This is a genomic window from Oleiphilus messinensis, assembly GCF_002162375.1.
GTDB classification, from domain to species: Bacteria; Pseudomonadota; Gammaproteobacteria; order Pseudomonadales; family Oleiphilaceae; genus Oleiphilus; species Oleiphilus messinensis.
The window spans coordinates 2504799-2521282 of record NZ_CP021425.1 but is presented as its reverse complement, the minus strand read 5'-3'; the positions used below and the strand labels follow the sequence as shown (position 1 = coordinate 2521282).

The 16484-nt window shown below is 45.1% G+C and carries 12 protein-coding genes and 4 tRNA genes; 1 reads left to right on the top strand and 15 read right to left on the bottom strand.

The window, feature by feature from the left end:
* Positions 1-8: 8 nt before the first annotated feature.
* The 14 genes from OLMES_RS11060 to OLMES_RS27960 all read right to left on the bottom strand — a co-directional run bounded on the left by OLMES_RS11060 (position 9) and on the right by OLMES_RS27960 (position 14035).
* Positions 9-1604: an OmpP1/FadL family transporter gene (locus OLMES_RS11060; RefSeq protein WP_087461315.1), complete on the bottom strand. Its 1596-nt coding sequence runs from the start codon at positions 1602-1604 to the stop codon at positions 9-11.
* Between the two features lie 42 nt (positions 1605-1646).
* Positions 1647-2660, bottom strand: coding sequence for a flagellar protein FilC (locus OLMES_RS11055; protein WP_087461314.1), 1014 nt, complete (start codon positions 2658-2660; stop codon positions 1647-1649).
* A 99-nt stretch (positions 2661-2759) separates the two neighbouring features.
* Entirely contained in the window at positions 2760-3569 is an 810-nt protein-coding gene (locus tag OLMES_RS11050; protein ID WP_087461313.1) for a C39 family peptidase, read from the bottom strand.
* A gap of 656 nt (positions 3570-4225) precedes the next feature.
* Positions 4226-6115 (bottom strand): SurA N-terminal domain-containing protein, encoded by a 1890-nt coding sequence (locus OLMES_RS11045; protein WP_087461312.1) that lies wholly within the window; start codon positions 6113-6115, stop codon positions 4226-4228.
* A 217-nt stretch (positions 6116-6332) separates the two neighbouring features.
* Positions 6333-6605, bottom strand: a complete 273-nt coding sequence (locus OLMES_RS11040; RefSeq protein WP_087461311.1) for an HU family DNA-binding protein — start codon at positions 6603-6605, stop codon at positions 6333-6335.
* A 214-nt stretch (positions 6606-6819) separates the two neighbouring features.
* On the bottom strand, positions 6820-9249 hold the full coding sequence (lon, locus tag OLMES_RS11035; protein ID WP_087461310.1) for an endopeptidase La: 2430 nt from the start codon (positions 9247-9249) through the stop codon (positions 6820-6822).
* A 240-nt stretch (positions 9250-9489) separates the two neighbouring features.
* Positions 9490-10773, bottom strand: coding sequence for an ATP-dependent Clp protease ATP-binding subunit ClpX (clpX, locus tag OLMES_RS11030; RefSeq protein WP_087461309.1), 1284 nt, complete (start codon positions 10771-10773; stop codon positions 9490-9492).
* Positions 10774-10846: 73 nt separating this feature from the next.
* Entirely contained in the window at positions 10847-11503 is a 657-nt protein-coding gene (gene clpP, locus OLMES_RS11025; RefSeq protein ID WP_408635145.1) for an ATP-dependent Clp endopeptidase proteolytic subunit ClpP, read from the bottom strand.
* A 135-nt stretch (positions 11504-11638) separates the two neighbouring features.
* Positions 11639-12976, bottom strand: coding sequence for a trigger factor (gene tig, locus OLMES_RS11020; RefSeq protein WP_087461308.1), 1338 nt, complete (start codon positions 12974-12976; stop codon positions 11639-11641).
* A 129-nt stretch (positions 12977-13105) separates the two neighbouring features.
* A tRNA-Leu gene (locus tag OLMES_RS11015) sits at positions 13106-13190 on the bottom strand.
* A 137-nt stretch (positions 13191-13327) separates the two neighbouring features.
* Positions 13328-13403, bottom strand: a tRNA-His gene (locus OLMES_RS11010).
* Between the two features lie 75 nt (positions 13404-13478).
* Positions 13479-13555: transfer RNA gene (locus OLMES_RS11005), tRNA-Arg, on the bottom strand.
* Positions 13556-13577: 22 nt separating this feature from the next.
* Positions 13578-13654: transfer RNA gene (locus OLMES_RS11000), tRNA-Pro, on the bottom strand.
* A 219-nt stretch (positions 13655-13873) separates the two neighbouring features.
* The gene (locus OLMES_RS27960) at positions 13874-14035 is read right to left on the bottom strand and encodes a hypothetical protein (protein WP_157678264.1); all 162 of its coding nucleotides are present in this window, start codon (positions 14033-14035) and stop codon (positions 13874-13876) included.
* Between the two features lie 47 nt (positions 14036-14082).
* Between OLMES_RS27960 and folD the strand changes: the two genes are divergently transcribed.
* Positions 14083-14934 (top strand): bifunctional methylenetetrahydrofolate dehydrogenase/methenyltetrahydrofolate cyclohydrolase FolD, encoded by an 852-nt coding sequence (gene folD / locus OLMES_RS10995; protein ID WP_087461307.1) that lies wholly within the window; start codon positions 14083-14085, stop codon positions 14932-14934.
* 111 nt (positions 14935-15045) lie between these two features.
* On the opposite strand, the gene cysS is transcribed toward folD, so the two are convergent.
* Entirely contained in the window at positions 15046-16422 is a 1377-nt protein-coding gene (gene cysS / locus OLMES_RS10990) for a cysteine--tRNA ligase (RefSeq protein WP_198343368.1), read from the bottom strand.
* Positions 16423-16484: the final 62 nt, after the last annotated feature.

Genomic DNA, 16484 nt, shown 5'->3' with positions numbered 1-16484 from the left:
AAGCGAACTTAGAACCGGGTACGGAAGGTTAAACCAGCCAAAACCGCTCTGAGAGAAGTTTTAACATCCAGGCCAGCATAAGGGTTGTAAACAATATTATCGATCGCGTCGCAGTTGATATTACAACTTGTATCTGCAGGGATATTCTCAACTGAGTGAATGTAACTTAGCGACATGCTGATATCGGCATCCCTGGACCAGCGGTAGCCCATACCAACACTATACAAGTTGGCACCACCAAAAGGGGCCATCAGGTTGCGCTGATCATTTGGTATAACCGAGTCACGAATTTCAACACCAGCGCGCAAGTCCAGACGACTTGATGCATGCAACTCAAACCCAAATGCCCAATTCCAAACATCAACCATACCTTGCGGCAGGCTCAACGTATTAGAAGTCGCATTTTGCGGAGAAAGGATTCGTGCAGCGCCGAGAAATTCGAGATTTCGATCAAACTGGAAGTTAAAGGCATCCCACTTTTTATAATCAGTCCAGCCAACATCAATATTAACGGTTAACAAAGGGTGAACCTTCACACTGATGCCCGTTTGAAAATGCTGCGGATACGTAAGTTTCATGGTTACGTTACCCGCCTCCCGAGGCGCGCCGGATGGTAAGCTTAAAATTGCAGACGTGATAGATCCGATAATCGAACCATTAAAACGCCGCCAAAAACCCGAGAAGTCTTCTGTGTAATTTAACTCATAAGTCCCGTTCAGATGCATATCTGCATCACTGGTGTAACTCGCCCCCCAACGGAACCAATCATTCGGCTCCCATAAGACACCTGCAGCATAGGTAGGTGACAGAGACTGATCCAACTCCAATGACAATACACCAATATCATCAAAAGGACCGACGTTACCACCACAGAGCGTAATGAACGGAGCAAGTGGTTCATCACCACTCTCACAGTTAAATGCATCCTGCAGAATCTCAGCCATCCCCAGCATCATGTTGGGAGCGCGCATATATTGCTCCGCTGCGAGTGCAAAATAAGAAAAGTGCACACCCAGACCGACAGACCACTCATCATTGACTTCATATGCAACTGTCGGGGAAAGATAGGTAATACGCTGAAGTGCCGCCGCCAAAGGCTGATATCTACCCGGATCAGTTGGTTTTCGATAGAATCCGGCAAACATCGGCAGGTAAAACGCATTACCAAACGTCAACTTTGAGCCAGGCGAATTCACACTAAATGCCGTAGAAGGTGCAAGCGCGGGTCCAGGAGGCAGCTTTTGCAGCCCTAACCCTGGAACATAAATCGCAAGACGGTTTACATGGCTGTGTGAATTTGCAACCGGATCATTCTCAACACCATCTATACCAAAAATCTCATAACCGGGAGGGGCGATGAAATCTGCATCGATATCTATGTAAGCGCTGAGCAAATTAACCTGGAAATTGCGTCCTTTGTAATGGGTTAGACCCGCAGGATTATAATGTATCGCCATCAAACCATTTGGATCTGCAGTTACTGCGTTCCCGAGGGACAACGCCTGCATATCAATTGCGAGGTTCTGGGTCAACTGACCGTGACCAATCACGCTATAGCTCAATGCCAGGACAATAAAAGCAAGCTTATTAAATATAATTCTCATTAGTAACTCTCTTTTTGAGTTCTCCGACTCCAACAGCATCCACTATTGCTCTTTCAAACCCGCAATGTTGATAGGGAGAGAAAAACCGAGAATAACATCCGGAGAATCTTCCGTTAGACCAAAGCCCACATTGGTGTTCACAATTGTCTTCTCGCTGACACGAGTTCCCAAAGAAAAATTCATCACACTACTAATCTGATCCTGGGATACTGCCTGGGTACCATCAGAGAAAGTCAGTGTTGTTTCATCAGAGTAAGACATCTGAATTGAAGCACTCAATGAAATATCATAAGAGAGAGAGTATGAAAAACCACCCGAAAAAGAGGCACTAAAACCAGGACTGACCTTGGTAAGCAAACGACCACCACGAACTTGATTCAACCCGGTAATCGGCATGCCGTAGGAAACAGAGGATGATCCATACACCACAACGGGATCAAGTACTTTGGACAAACTTAAACCGGTTGAAAGCGAATAATTACCGCTTCCAGTCGATAAATCATTATTAGTATCTATTTCATAGGGACTCACGCCTGTTTTGGTTCCCAGCGAAGTAAAAACCGTGCTTGAGATTTTACCCGGTGTATATTCCAAAGGCTGCCATTTCAGAGAGAGTGAAACGTCCCCCATATTCATGGTATCGACTTCTTTCTGGGTATCATATTTCACGACTAACGGAATTCTGGCCCCCACAGTAACATTACTCAGCAGACCATAATCGACAGAGAAACTGTTAGTGAACGTGTGCGTCGCGGATGGTACGATATTCAGGTTGCGTACCGAACTGTTTACAATTTGGATATCTAATCGCTGATCACCAAAGTAGCTGTAGTCTGAAGAGAAGGATAATGATATGTTCCCTTTCTTAATCAACGAATAGTTCTTTTCAGCGGCCTGGAAAACTTCTTCCAATTGCTGAGCGGAATCCGTATCACCCTCCTGTTTGGTCAAGGCTTCCCGAGCCTTGTCAACACTGGTGGGTTCTTCTGCCCAAGTCGGTGTGAAGACAAGGGTTGAAGAACAAAAGACGATACACGGTACTACCCAACGATTCATTCTGATTTCCTTTTTTACTTATATTCGGATCCTAAAGGACTTTCCGACTGAAAATTTATATTCCGCCAATTGGCTCCAAAATTGAGTACTTCAAGATCGCTACTTTCGGTGATAATGCAATTGCTTACGGGTATTATTAACCGAGCCGTCCGCGTTGTCTTTCTGACGCTCCAGCTCATTCTGAATACGATTTTGTAACGGAATAGTGAATTGAGGATACTCACGGAAGGCCAACATGGATAAAGTCTGATCATCAATAAAACGCATATCCTCCTCCCGAAGCTCCAAACCATCGACGGGCTTGGTGTCCCCCGGAAATACGACGAATAGAACATTTTGATCCCATTTCTGCTTGAACCCTTCAAGCGTAAAGGAAATGTTCCCCATTGAAGGGTCTGCGATGAAAACCCGGCCATCCTTAACCGTCCGCACAACAACAAAGTGCTTGAAGCCAGCATAATGAATTGGAACAATTGCTGGGTGATCGAGGGCTATTAAATCCTCAAGTTCAGCTCTAAAGCCCCCTGCGGGGTAGCCTAACGCTGTTACCAACCGCTTCATATCGAGCATTGAGAAACCTCGTCGCTCAACGATCCGCTCACTCTCTCCATAATGGAGCAACCCTTCCATAACCTGGCGTTCTTCAAAGCGACGCCCCAAATAGTGCTCCAACACTGTAGTCAACGCTGCTGACCCGCAGCTGTAATCATAAGCCTGTCGAACAATATTCCTGTATTTCTGCATAACCGCAGGTTCTACTTTAGACCTGACCTGTACGTACGCAAGCTCGTCGGTACCTTTGCGATGCGTGACTTCGTGGACAACTTCGCCCGGTTTAAATGGCGTGACTTCTGTGGCCTCATGAACCATGGAAAAAGCAATTATCGAACCTGCCAAGACTAAAATCATGGATAGCCAATCCTTCCCAATCTTATTGAAAGCATGCCAAACTTGATATTGATTTGGCACGCTCACCTACTCTGTTAACAACGTAACTACTCAAATTTCTGCTGGGCGCAAAACATCCTGCACGAACTGCAATTTGAACAAGATAACAGAGTAGTATAGAAGAAATTATTCATGTGAGCCGAGATCAACAAGGTGACGGAAATATACCTACACCGAACTCCCACCTGATCTTACTCGAGAAAGCACCTTGCCGAAGCAATTACGATAGCTTTATGACATACTTCGATTAACACACTATGTCTATTTAGTACGTCATTGACTGTATTTGCAATCACACTATCGATCAAAAATACTGACAATTTCCGACTCAAAATCCTTTCCGTTGAAAATCATCAAGCACTACTGACTATTATTATTTGGCACAACTTTCATGTAACTCACTGTAATATAAAGATACAGGATTTAACCTTATTTTAAAGATAACCAGTACACAAATTAGTGTGGCAATGTTCACATTAGGAACCGCGATATCAACGTTTTGACTCACTACACACGTACACTGAGCACTAATCACTGACATAAAAAAACCCGGCATAGCCGGGCGCGTTTCCTGGTGGTTCGGTAATCCGTGCGAAGATAATAACCGGATATATAACCTATATTTTTTCAATCTCTGCGGTGTTTACCATTATCTCCTTCAACAACTCGAAATCCTGATTCCCCAGTTGCTGTCCCAACAATCTCGCCAATTGCGACTTATCAGTTTCGGACACATCTGCTGCTGTAGAATTAATCGCATCGATACGAATTGCATAAAAGTCACCATTTTTCAACTGAATCCCGCCAAATGTTGAAGATCCTTCAGCGGGTTGCTTCAGTGCGAAGAGCTTTTCAACAACGACAGGAGGCAAGGCTACACTATTGCGCTGAACGTCAGACTTAACATCCCAACTCAACTCTGTATACCCTTCAACCGCTTGTAAAGACTGACCTTCAGATAAGGCTTTAACCAGGGTTCGCCCTTTTTCCAGAACGTATTTTGCACGCTTGGCAACCTTTAAATCCGCCTCGATTTCGGGGCGAATCTCTTCAAGGCTTTGATAGGATTCGGGTTGATGCTGATTTACGTGAATCACCACCGCCTTATCCTTGCTTAATTCGATCAACTTACTATTGTAACCTTCCTCCAGAACCTCTTTAGAGAATGCAGAATTAATCAATTTAGGGTGATCAAACTCGGGAACTTCATTATTGGAACGGGTCAGCGTCGCCTTTTGAACCGGTATAGCCAACTCTTTGGAGGGTTCATCCAGGTTTGCTGCAGCGTAACTGATGTCAGCTAACTTCTCGCTTTTCTCCGCGTAAACTTTATCGATTTTTTCCAGTTTCAAACTTAAAGTAAGTTGCTCCGCAACCTCCTCAAACTCAGGCAAGGAGGCCTCTCCAACTTCATCCAACCTGATAATGTGGTATCCGTACTCTGATTTAACCGGACTGGAGATCATGCCCGGGCTGGACATGGAAAACAAAACATCCTCATACTCAGGTACCAGGTCTCCCCGCTTGGCAAAACCAAGATTTCCAGCATCCGACTTGGATCCTAAATCATCAGAATATTGCTCAACAAGCGACTCGAACGAAGCCCCATCATCCAGCTGACTCTTGACATCCTGTGCAACTTTCTCCGCTTCCGACTCATCACGATTATCGGACACCTCGATCAATATATGAGAGGATTTACGTTCTTCTGATTTCACCATGGAGTCACGACTTTCCTGAAATCGAGTCTGTAATTCTTCATCCGATATTTGGATCTCATCAAGTAAAGCATTACGATCTAATAAAACGTAATCAATGGACAGTTGCTCAGGGGTTTTGTAACGTTCTTTATTTTCTTCGTAAAATGCGTTTATTTCTGAGTCAGTAACCTCAACTAAATCACCGGCCTCATCCGCTTTTATCAGAACCAACGCAACATCCCGGGACTGTCGGTCTATATTCAGAATCTGTTGCAATTCTGATTGAGTATAAAAAGAACTCTGAACTATGGAACTATTCTGTTGTGCCAATAGAAAGCGCTTTTTCAACCATAAAACGAAGTCGTTCGTGGTCATCCCAAGGGACCGGATTGCACTCAAAAATCGTTCATTTGAAAATTTACCGTCTACCTGAAAGTCCGGCATTTTCTGAATTTCAGCTTTAATCTGCACATCGGAAATATCCATATTTCGCTCATCTGCATACTGCAGCAGAACCGCTTCCTCAATCAGACGCTCTAAAACGCGTTTTTTAAGTCCTTGCTCATCAATCAAGTTCGGGTCTGCGTTCTCTCCCATTCGACTGAGTATCTGTCTGCGATCCAACTCTACAGCACGGTTAAACTCAACTTCGGTAATTTCCTCACCATTGACTGTCGCCACTTCGGGCTCGCCACCCAGACCACCGACTATCGACTCGACCCCAAATAGCGCAAAAGTAATTACGATCAACCCCACAATGACTTTTGCAATGGTACCTTGGGCATTATCCCTTATATCTTGAAGCATTTTAGTTCCGCCTAAACGTTCTCAGTATTACTGTAGAGTCATGAGAAACAATGTTTAATTTAAAAACTGACTGAAATGAAAAAGGCGCATTTTTGACAATGCGCCCCAGCCGAGATTCCGACTTATAGCTTTCTTCTCCAGCATTAACTTTGTCTAGTACTGCCCCGGAACAGATATCGAAAAAGTTAAAACAAGTGAGGATCGCTTTATAAATTTATCAATTAACCGCGTCTTTCAACGCTTTACCTGCTTTAAAGCTCGGTACGTTCGCTTCAGCGATCTTGATTTCTGCACCAGTTTGTGGGTTTCGACCGGTACGAGCAGCGCGTTTCTTAACAGCAAAAGTTCCAAAACCGATTAACGTAACCTGATCACCTTCTTTCAGCGCATCTGTAATAGAAGACACCATGGAATCGAGAGCACGTCCTGCAGCAGCTTTGGAAATATCTGCTGATGCTGCGATCGCATCAATTAACTCAGATTTATTCACACTAAACCCCTTAGATTTTTAGATTCACTTACAAAACTCCCAACGACATTGATCACAGAAATTTTGTACAAAAGAGCTTTTATTTTAGTTCCGATTTATTAATCGTCCAGACTAAACCGGAACTTATTATCCTCTCAAACCCTTTAAATTCGGGGCTTGAAGACGGGTACCGTTATACCAACACAGCAAAAGATGTGTCAAGACATGAAGTGCATTAATGTGTGTTTATTCTGTCATTAACGTCATTTGTGTCCTCAGACTTGCTTGAACTGTGTTTTTTTTGTGCACCTTCTGCATCTTTGCCACCTTTAGGCATATAAACCAGAGCGAGATCCAATACCTCATCAATCCATTTAACAGGAACGATCTCTAGGGATTCCTTTATATTTTCCGGAATTTCTTTCAAATCTTTTTGATTGTCATCCGGAATCAATACTGTTTTAATCCCGCCCCGATGCGCGGCAAGCAGCTTCTCTTTGAGTCCACCTATCGCCAGAACTTGCCCTCTTAGGGTAATCTCACCCGTCATTGCAACATCCTTTCGAACCGGAACTCCCGTAAACGATGAGACTAACGCAGTGCACATGGCAATACCAGCACTTGGGCCATCTTTGGGCGTTGCCCCTTCCGGCACATGAATGTGAATATCACTTTTCTCATGGAAGTCATCTTCGAGCCCTAACATTGCGCTGCGACTTCTAACAACGGTCATCGCCGCCTGGATAGACTCCTGCATAACATCACCCAGGGACCCGGTTTTGATTACTTTGCCTTTACCATTCACTGCAGCACATTCAATGGTCAATAACTCGCCTCCCACCTGGGTCCAGGCCAACCCTGTTACCTGACCAACGCGATCCTCCTGTTCCGCGACACCATAATTGAACTTGCGCACTCCGGAGTAATCCTCCAGAACATCCGGACCAATTTCAATTTTTCCGTTTTTCTTGGCTAGAAGATTTTGTTTCACCACTTTGCGGCAAACTTTAGCGATTTCTCGCTCCAACCCGCGAACTCCAGCCTCTTTGGTGTAAAAACGGATCAAATCCCGAATCGCGGCTTCGGAAATCACCAATTCAGATTTTTTCAACCCATTCTGCTGAAACTGTTTGGGGATCAGGTACCGTTCAGAAATTTTAACCTTTTCATCTTCGGTATAACCGGGAATACGGATAATCTCCATGCGATCTTGCAGCGCAGGTGGAATATTCATCGAGTTTGATGTACACACAAACATGACGTCCGAAAGATCGTAATCCACTTCCAGATAATGGTCGCTAAATGTGTGGTTTTGCTCGGGATCCAGCACTTCAAGTAGCGCGGATGCAGGATCTCCACGGTGATCCATGCCCATTTTGTCAATTTCATCTAACAGGAAGAGCGGATTCTTAACACCAACCTTTGACATTTTTTGAATCAGCTTCCCCGGCATGGAACCAATATAGGTGCGTCGATGCCCTCTGATTTCAGCTTCATCCCGAACACCCCCTAAGGCCATTCGTGTGTACTTACGGTTAGTCGCCCGGGCAATAGACTGCCCCAGAGACGTTTTACCAACACCAGGTGGCCCCACGAGACACAAGACCGGGCCTTTTAGTTTTTTAACTCGGCTTTGTACCGCAAGAAACTCAAGTATTCGCTCTTTAACCTCTTCCAGCCCGAAATGATCCTCTTCCAGAATTTCTCGAGCTTTATCAATATCATGACGAACTTTGCTGCGTTTTTTCCATGGGAGGTTGGTCAGCCATTCAATGTAACCTCGAACAACCGTCGCTTCAGCCGACATGGGAGACATCATCTTAAGCTTGTTCAGCTCATTGTCAGCTTTTGTCTTAGCTTCTTCGGGCATACCGCTGGAGACAATCTTGTTTTCTATCTCCTCAAACTCGCTGGCATTATCACCCAAAGCCCCCATTTCCTTCTGGATGGCTTTCATCTGCTCATTGAGATAATACTCTCTCTGACTTTTTTCCATTTGCTTTTTCACGCGACCACGAATACGGCGCTCGACCTGGATAAGATCCATTTCGCCTTCAATTCGGCCCAAGAGCATATCGACTCTTTCTGCAACGCTAAATTCTTCAAGCAATTCCTGCTTGTCTGAAATTTTCAGTTCAAGGTGTGCCGCGATTGTATCCACTAGGCGGACTACATCTTCTATTCCGCTGAGCGACTTGATAATTTCAACCGGCACCTTTTTACTTACTTTTCCATATTTCTCAAACTCGGAGGACAGCGTACGCACCAAGGCATCATTATCTGACTCGGACACCGGTTTCTCTGGGATTTCGCTTACGACGGCCCGGAGATACTCACCGTCGGTGATCTCGTCTATTTGAACACGCTTCCCACCTTCAACCAGAACCTTCACCGTTCCATCTGGTAGCTTCAGCAATTGTAAAATAGTCGCCACAGTGCCTACGGTGTAGATGTCTTTAACTCCGGGATCTTCTTCTGCCGCATCTTTTTGAGCAACCAAAACGATTTCTTTTGATGACTCCATCGCCAAATCCAGGGCTTTAATCGATTTCGATCTCCCCACAAATAACGGGATCACCATATGCGGAAAGACAACGACGTCCCGCAATGGAAGCATCGGCATTTCTTGATCGGTTAAAGCTTCCGTATTTTTCTCAATCGTCATATAGGTTACCTCGATGGGCTTTATCCTTTTGGGCAAAGCCATTCAGTGTAATAGAGTTCTTTTGGAAACCATCAATATGCTTGAAGGCTTCTTAATTATGGGTCTGTTGTAATTAATGGGGCAAGTTTTTTTAATTACAAGTCTGAAACGTAAATTAGGGAGGTGCCAGGGTCTGTAAAAACAAAAAAAGAACCCGAAGGTTCTTTTTTAAAGACTAGCTATGAAATGAGCACATGACAATCAATCTTCAGGTACAGCTTTTGGCTGATCTGTGCTTTCGTATATCTTGATAGGATCAGACTCTCCATTGATAACTGTCTGGTCAATAACAACTTTTGACACGTTATCTTCTGAAGGAATGTGATACATAGTCTCAAGCAATACGGCCTCCAAGATAGACCGCAATCCTCGAGCACCTGTTTTACGCTCCATAGCCTTGGTTGCCACTGCGCGCAATGCGTCTTCGCGGAAATCAATCTCCACACCTTCCATTTCAAAAAGCTTTTGATACTGTTTGGTGAGGGAGTTTTTGGGCTCTGTCAAAATTTGAATGAGGGCATCCTGATCCAATTCATCCAGGGTCGCAACAACTGGCAGCCGCCCCACGAATTCCGGAATCAGACCGTATTTTACTAGATCCTCGGTTTCCACCTCTTTAAGGGTAGCACCAACGCTTTTCGAATCTTCTTTGCTCTTCACGGTCGCGGCAAAACCGATACTACTCTTCTCAGAGCGGTCTCGAATAACCTTATCCAAACCGGCAAATGCACCACCACAGATAAACAATATATTTGCCGTATCGACCTGCAAAAACTCTTGCTGTGGATGTTTGCGACCACCTTGAGGAGGCACTGATGCAATTGTACCTTCAATTAACTTCAACAGTGCCTGCTGCACACCTTCACCAGACACGTCCCGGGTAATCGAAGGATTGTCTGACTTACGAGAGATCTTGTCTATCTCATCAATGTAGACAATGCCACGCTGCGCTTTCTCGACATCATAGTCACACTTTTGCAAAAGCTTCTGAATGATGTTTTCGACATCCTCCCCCACATACCCGGCTTCCGTGAGTGTAGTTGCGTCCGCAATTGTAAAGGGTACGTTCAGCAATCGAGCCAGTGTCTCTGCAAGCAGTGTTTTACCACTCCCCGTAGGACCAATGAGGAGGATATTACTCTTACCCAGCTCTATTTCTGTTTTCTTGTCATCATATCGCAAACGTTTATAGTGATTATAAACAGCGACAGACAATACGATCTTCGCTCTTTCCTGCCCGATGACATATTCGTCGAGAGTCTCTTTAATCTCCCGAGGTGTGGGCAGTCTATCACTACTCTCTTCCGTGCTGTTCTCATGAATCTCTTCACGAATGATGTCGTTACATAAATCAACACACTCATCGCAAATAAACACTGAGGGGCCTGCAATCAATTTTCTGACTTCATGCTGGCTTTTTCCACAAAACGAACAGTAAAGCAACTTTCCGTTATCTTCGCCTTTACCGTTTTTTCCGTCAGACATTAGCTTACCTCTTAAAAAACGACTGGCGGGGAAGAAAACCCAACGCCAATCTTTTTTATTCTCTCACTAAGTATTAATTATTATTGCCGCGTTTATCAAGTACGGCATCAATCAATCCATATTCAACGGCGGTTTCACCGTTCATAAAATTATCACGGTCAGTATCTTTAGCAATCGTATCGATGCTCTGACCCGTGTGGCTAGACAGTATTTTGTTCAGCTTATCACGAATAGTCAAAATTTCTTTAGTATGAATCTCAATATCTGTTGCCTGACCCTGGAAACCACCTAAAGGCTGATGAATCATCATACGAGAGTGTGGCAAGCAATAACGTTTACCAGCAGCCCCACCGGCGAGCAATAATGCCCCCATACTTGCAGCCTGCCCGATACACATTGTCGAAACATCAGGCTTTATAAACTGCATGGTATCGTATATCGACAAACCCGCCGTCACTGAACCACCAGGGGAATTAATATACAAATGAATATCTTTATCAGGATTTTCGGATTCCAGAAACAATAACTGAGCCACAATCAGGTTCGCCATGTGGTCTTCCACTTGACCTACCATGAAAATCACCCGCTCTTTCAAAAGACGGGAATAGATATCGAATGACCGTTCTCCGCGAGCTGTTTGCTCGATCACCATCGGTATAAGACCAGAAGCGGTAATGTCGGTTCCTTGTGAGATGGCGCCTACCGAACCCATGTGATTTTTAATGGCCATAATTACAAATCTCTCCTCAATGAAAATGCCACCATGGCAATTCGTACAAGCCACCATGATTACAAATTACAACGCTAAACGCAAAACAGCCGGAAAATGTTCCGGCTGTTTTCAAGTGTAGACTATCTGCAGAGCTTATTCAGACTCTTTTGCAGCCTGAGGCGCTTGAGATGGTGGCTTGACAGCTTCTTCATAACTTACTGTGTTCTCAGTAACTTGCGCGTTTTCAAGCACAAAGTCAATAACCATGTCTTCCAACACCACACCCTCAATTTGCGAGCGTTGATCAGGATTTGACTTATACCATGCAATGACTTCACTCGGATCTTCATAGGTCGCAGCCATCTCTTCGATTCGAGCGTCAACCAGTGATTCATCTACCTTAAGCTCATTTTTGGCAATCAATTCATTGAACAGCAACCCTGTTTTCACTCGGTTTTCCGCCTGCCCCTTGAACAACTCAGCCGGCAAATCTGAAGCTTTCATATTGCCCCCCATACCACCACCGAATTGGCGGAATGCATCCTGGCGCATACGATCCACTTCAGAATCAATCAATGAGGCCGGTACGGCAAACTCATTCGTCGCGATTAATTGGTCAACAACACTCTGCTTAACCTTGTTACGGGTCGCTTGCTTGAGTTCGCGCTCCATGTTTTTCTTGATTTCAGCTTTGAATCCAGCCTCATCAACATCTTTGACACCGTACTTTTCGAAGAATTCTGCATTCAGTTCCGGCAGAACAGGCTCTTCAACTTTGTGCACTTTCACTTCAAAAGTGACCGCTTTGCCAGCAAGGTTTTCTGCGTGGTAATCATCCGGGAACGAAAGCTCAAGCGCCCCTTCATCACCTGCTCCCATACCAACCAGGCCATCTTCAAAGCCAGGAATCATCTGACCTTTACCCAGGGTAATCTTGGATTCTTCAGCCGTGCCGCCTTCGAATGCCTCACCATCGATAATCCCCTTGTAATCCAAAGTCAGAACATCACCGTCCTTGGATTTACGAGACACTTCCTCGAAAGTAGCACTTTGATTCTGCAGCACATCCAGCATGTTATCAACGTCAGCATCAGCAATTTCAGCAACCTGCTTTTCTACAGCAATAGCACTCAAATCGGCCAACTCGATTTCAGGATAAACTTCAAACGTCGCAACAAACTCTAAATCCTGACCAGATTCCAGTTGTTTCGCTTCGAATTGGGGATAACCAGCAGGATTAATTTTTTCTTGCTCCAATGCCTCTACATAAGCATTGCGCATTACCTCACCCAAAACTTCTTGGCGAACATCATCACCGAAGCGACGACGCACTACATTCATTGGAACTTTACCGGGCCTAAAACCATTCAGACGAACAGTTCTTGCCGTTCGTTGCAACCTTTTTTCTACTTCTTGTTCGACTTGGCTGGAAGGCACTCCAATTGTCATTTTACGTTCGATATTGGAGGTCGCTTCGATTGAAACTTGCATGGGATGTCCTCAAAAATATTCTTTAACTTACCTTACAAAAACTCGGGGCACAAAATGGTAAGAGCCTACTCAAAAGATCGCAAGCTTTAAGAGATAAAAATTTGAGAAATTTGTGAGCAGCATAAGACATGGTACGAAAGGAGAGACTCGAACTCTCACGGGTTGCCCCACTGGAACCTAAATCCAGCGCGTCTACCAGTTCCGCCACTTTCGCATATACCTTTTTGAACTCCCCAACTCGAACACTCGTTCCGTTACCGAGTGCGCTTGAGGTTCATATTTGACTGCTCCCAACCTCTGACGATACAAATGATCTGAAACAGAGAGTATGCCAAACACGAGAGGAAAAATTGGGGTGGACGAAGGGGATCGAACCCTCGACCACAGGAGTCACAATCCTGGGCTCTACCAACTGAGCTACGCCCACCACAAAAACACTTTACTTAAAACCGCCTATAAAGACTTACAACAAGCATCGAAACCAACCAGAATGCGCTAAATATGGCGCGCCCGGTAGGATTCGAACCTACGACCCACGGCTTAGAAGGCCGTTGCTCTATCCAACTGAGCTACGGGCGCTCGCACCCTTGCTCGAATAGATTGGTCGGGGTAGAGAGATTCGAACTCCCGACATCCTGCTCCCAAAGCAGGCGCGCTACCAGACTGCGCTATACCCCGACAACTTGTGCGTCTCAGCAAAGATGGCGCGAATAATACTGATCGTTTTCACTCTCGTCAACTGTTATATCAGCTTTTTTACAACTTAATTAAAATTTCGTCCACACTGGCACCAAATCGCTTTTATTTTCACCAAATACTGCTTTTTATCGCAAAAATCCGACCCGATCACCCGATACATCAATTATCAGTATGCCGGCAAACACTATTTCTACCCCGTCAAACACTATCAAAACTAACAAATACAACCGGGATGATTAGATACATACCGACAGGCAACCACAATTGCGGAACACCAGAATACCTTGCTTCAACCACAGCTTTAGCTCCAGCCGGGGAATTTTGCTTTTTATTGGCTAACATTAATGCGAAAATAGCCACTTTTCATATTTCCCATTCAGAACTCAGAGAACCGCGTACATAACACTATGACAGCACAACTCATTGATGGTAACGCCATTGCACGATCCATACGTGAAGATATCGGCAAAGCAGTGCAAGCTCGACTCGAAAAGGGCCAACGAGCCCCAGGCCTTGCAGTCGTTTTAATTGGCAACGATCCTGCATCTTCTGTTTATGTCCGCAACAAAATAAATGCCTGTAAAGATACCGGCTTTATTTCAAAAAATATTGAACGTGCAGAAGACATTACACAGCCTGAACTTGAAGCGATCATTGATGATCTGAACCAGGATGACACCATCGACGGCATTCTCGTACAGCTACCACTTCCTGCGCACCTTGATGCCAATGCTATTTTGGAAAGAATTGCTCCAAACAAGGATGTGGATGGTTTCCACCCATTTAATGTAGGCCGCCTGGCGCAACGTATGCCACTGCTCCGCCCTTGCACCCCAAAGGGTGTTATGACGCTATTACATCACACTGGACTCGAAGTTAAAGGCAAAGACGCAGTGATCGTCGGCGCTTCAAACATTGTTGGACGCCCGATGGCACTTGAGCTATTACTTGCAGGCGCAACCGTTACAGTTACACACAAATTCACCCAAGACTTGGCCACAAAAGTAGCACAGGCAGACATTCTGGTTGTCGGTGTTGGCATTCCCGCACTGGTAAAAGGCGACTGGATCAAGCCGGGTGCGATAGTCATCGATGTAGGCATAAATCGCCTGGAGAACGGAAAGTTGACAGGTGATGTCGAATTTGAAGTGGCCAAAAACAAAGCCAGCTGGATTACCCCAGTCCCAGGCGGAGTAGGCCCAATGACCGTTGCAACACTGATGCAAAATACACTTCAAGCTGCAGAACTGCATGATTAGCCCAGTGCAGCCAATCACGCCAAAATAAAACAAAAAACCAGACTCAAAGCGCCAGACAATAAAAAAGAAGCAACAAGGCTTCTTTTTTATTTCATATTACAGTGCGCAGACCTATCCGCGCCGCCAGGTGGTGCCGTCGCGGGAATCATCTAAAGTAATCCCTTTTTCTTTCAACGCATCCCGGATTCGATCAGATTCAGCCCAATTTTTATCGAGTCTCGCCTGAGCCCGCTTAGCGATGAAAGCCTCTATTTCTTCAGCTGAAATATCCGAGGATCCCGCCCCGGACTGCAAATAGACTTCAGGGTCGGTTTCAAACAGCCCCAGAATCCCACCTAAAAATTTGAGTGTTGCGGCCAAACAAACAGCATGTTCACCCTGCTCTTTCTTGGCATTATTCAGATCTTTAACCAACTCATGAAGTACAGCAATTGCTTCCGGCGTATTGAAGTCATCATCCATGGCCCCATAAAAACGGTTGACGTAAGCAGAATCATACTCAGATTCCGTGGCAACACCTCGCAACCCATGATAAAAGCGGTCAAGCGCAGCTTTTGCTTCCTGCAAACTGTCCTCAGAATAATCAACCTGACTGCGGTAATGACTGCCCAGCAGAAAAAAACGCACAACTTCAGGCTGGTATTGCGCCAACACTTCACGAATTGTGAAAAAATTCCCAAGAGATTTGGACATTTTTTCCTTATTAACCCGAACCGCTCCCGCATGCATCCAGTAATTCACAAAGTGCTCACCAGTTGCTGCTTCGGACTGTGCTATTTCGTTTTCATGATGAGGAAACTTAAGATCCGGGCCTCCTCCATGAATATCAAAGGTATTACCAAGACAATGAGTCGACATCGCAGAACACTCGATATGCCAACCTGGACGCCCCTCACCCCATGGCGATGTCCAACTCGCCTCACCCGGCTTTGCCGACTTCCATAATACAAAGTCCAAAGGATCTCGCTTCAAATCCTCAACACTAACCCGGGCACCGGCCAGCAATTCCTCCACTTTTCGCTTACTTAGCTTGCCATAAGTCGGAAACTGCGCAATATTGAAATAAACATCGCCATTATCAGCCTGATAGGCTACGCCCTTCTCCATTAACACCGAAATCATGTCGACGATCTGCTGCATATGAGCCGTTGCCCGGGGTTCCGAGGTAGGCGGCAACACTCCCAATGCACGCTCATCCTCATGCATTGCACCGATAAAGCGCTCGGTCAACTCAGTAAAACTTTCTCCATTTTCTGCGGCTCGCGCAAAAATCTTGTCGTCCACATCTGTAATATTACGCACATAAGAAACATCATAACCCCGTTCCCGAAGATAGCGGGATATCATATCAAACACCACCATAACCCGAGCGTGACCGATGTGACAGTAGTCGTAAACAGTCATTCCACAGACATACATTTTGACCTTGCCTTCAACCATTGGCTTAAAGATCTCTTTCTGTTGGCTAAGACTGTTGTATAACTCGATCACTCTCACTCTCTCACTAAGTTAATGGATATTTGATAATCCCCACCAATCGATGAGGATAT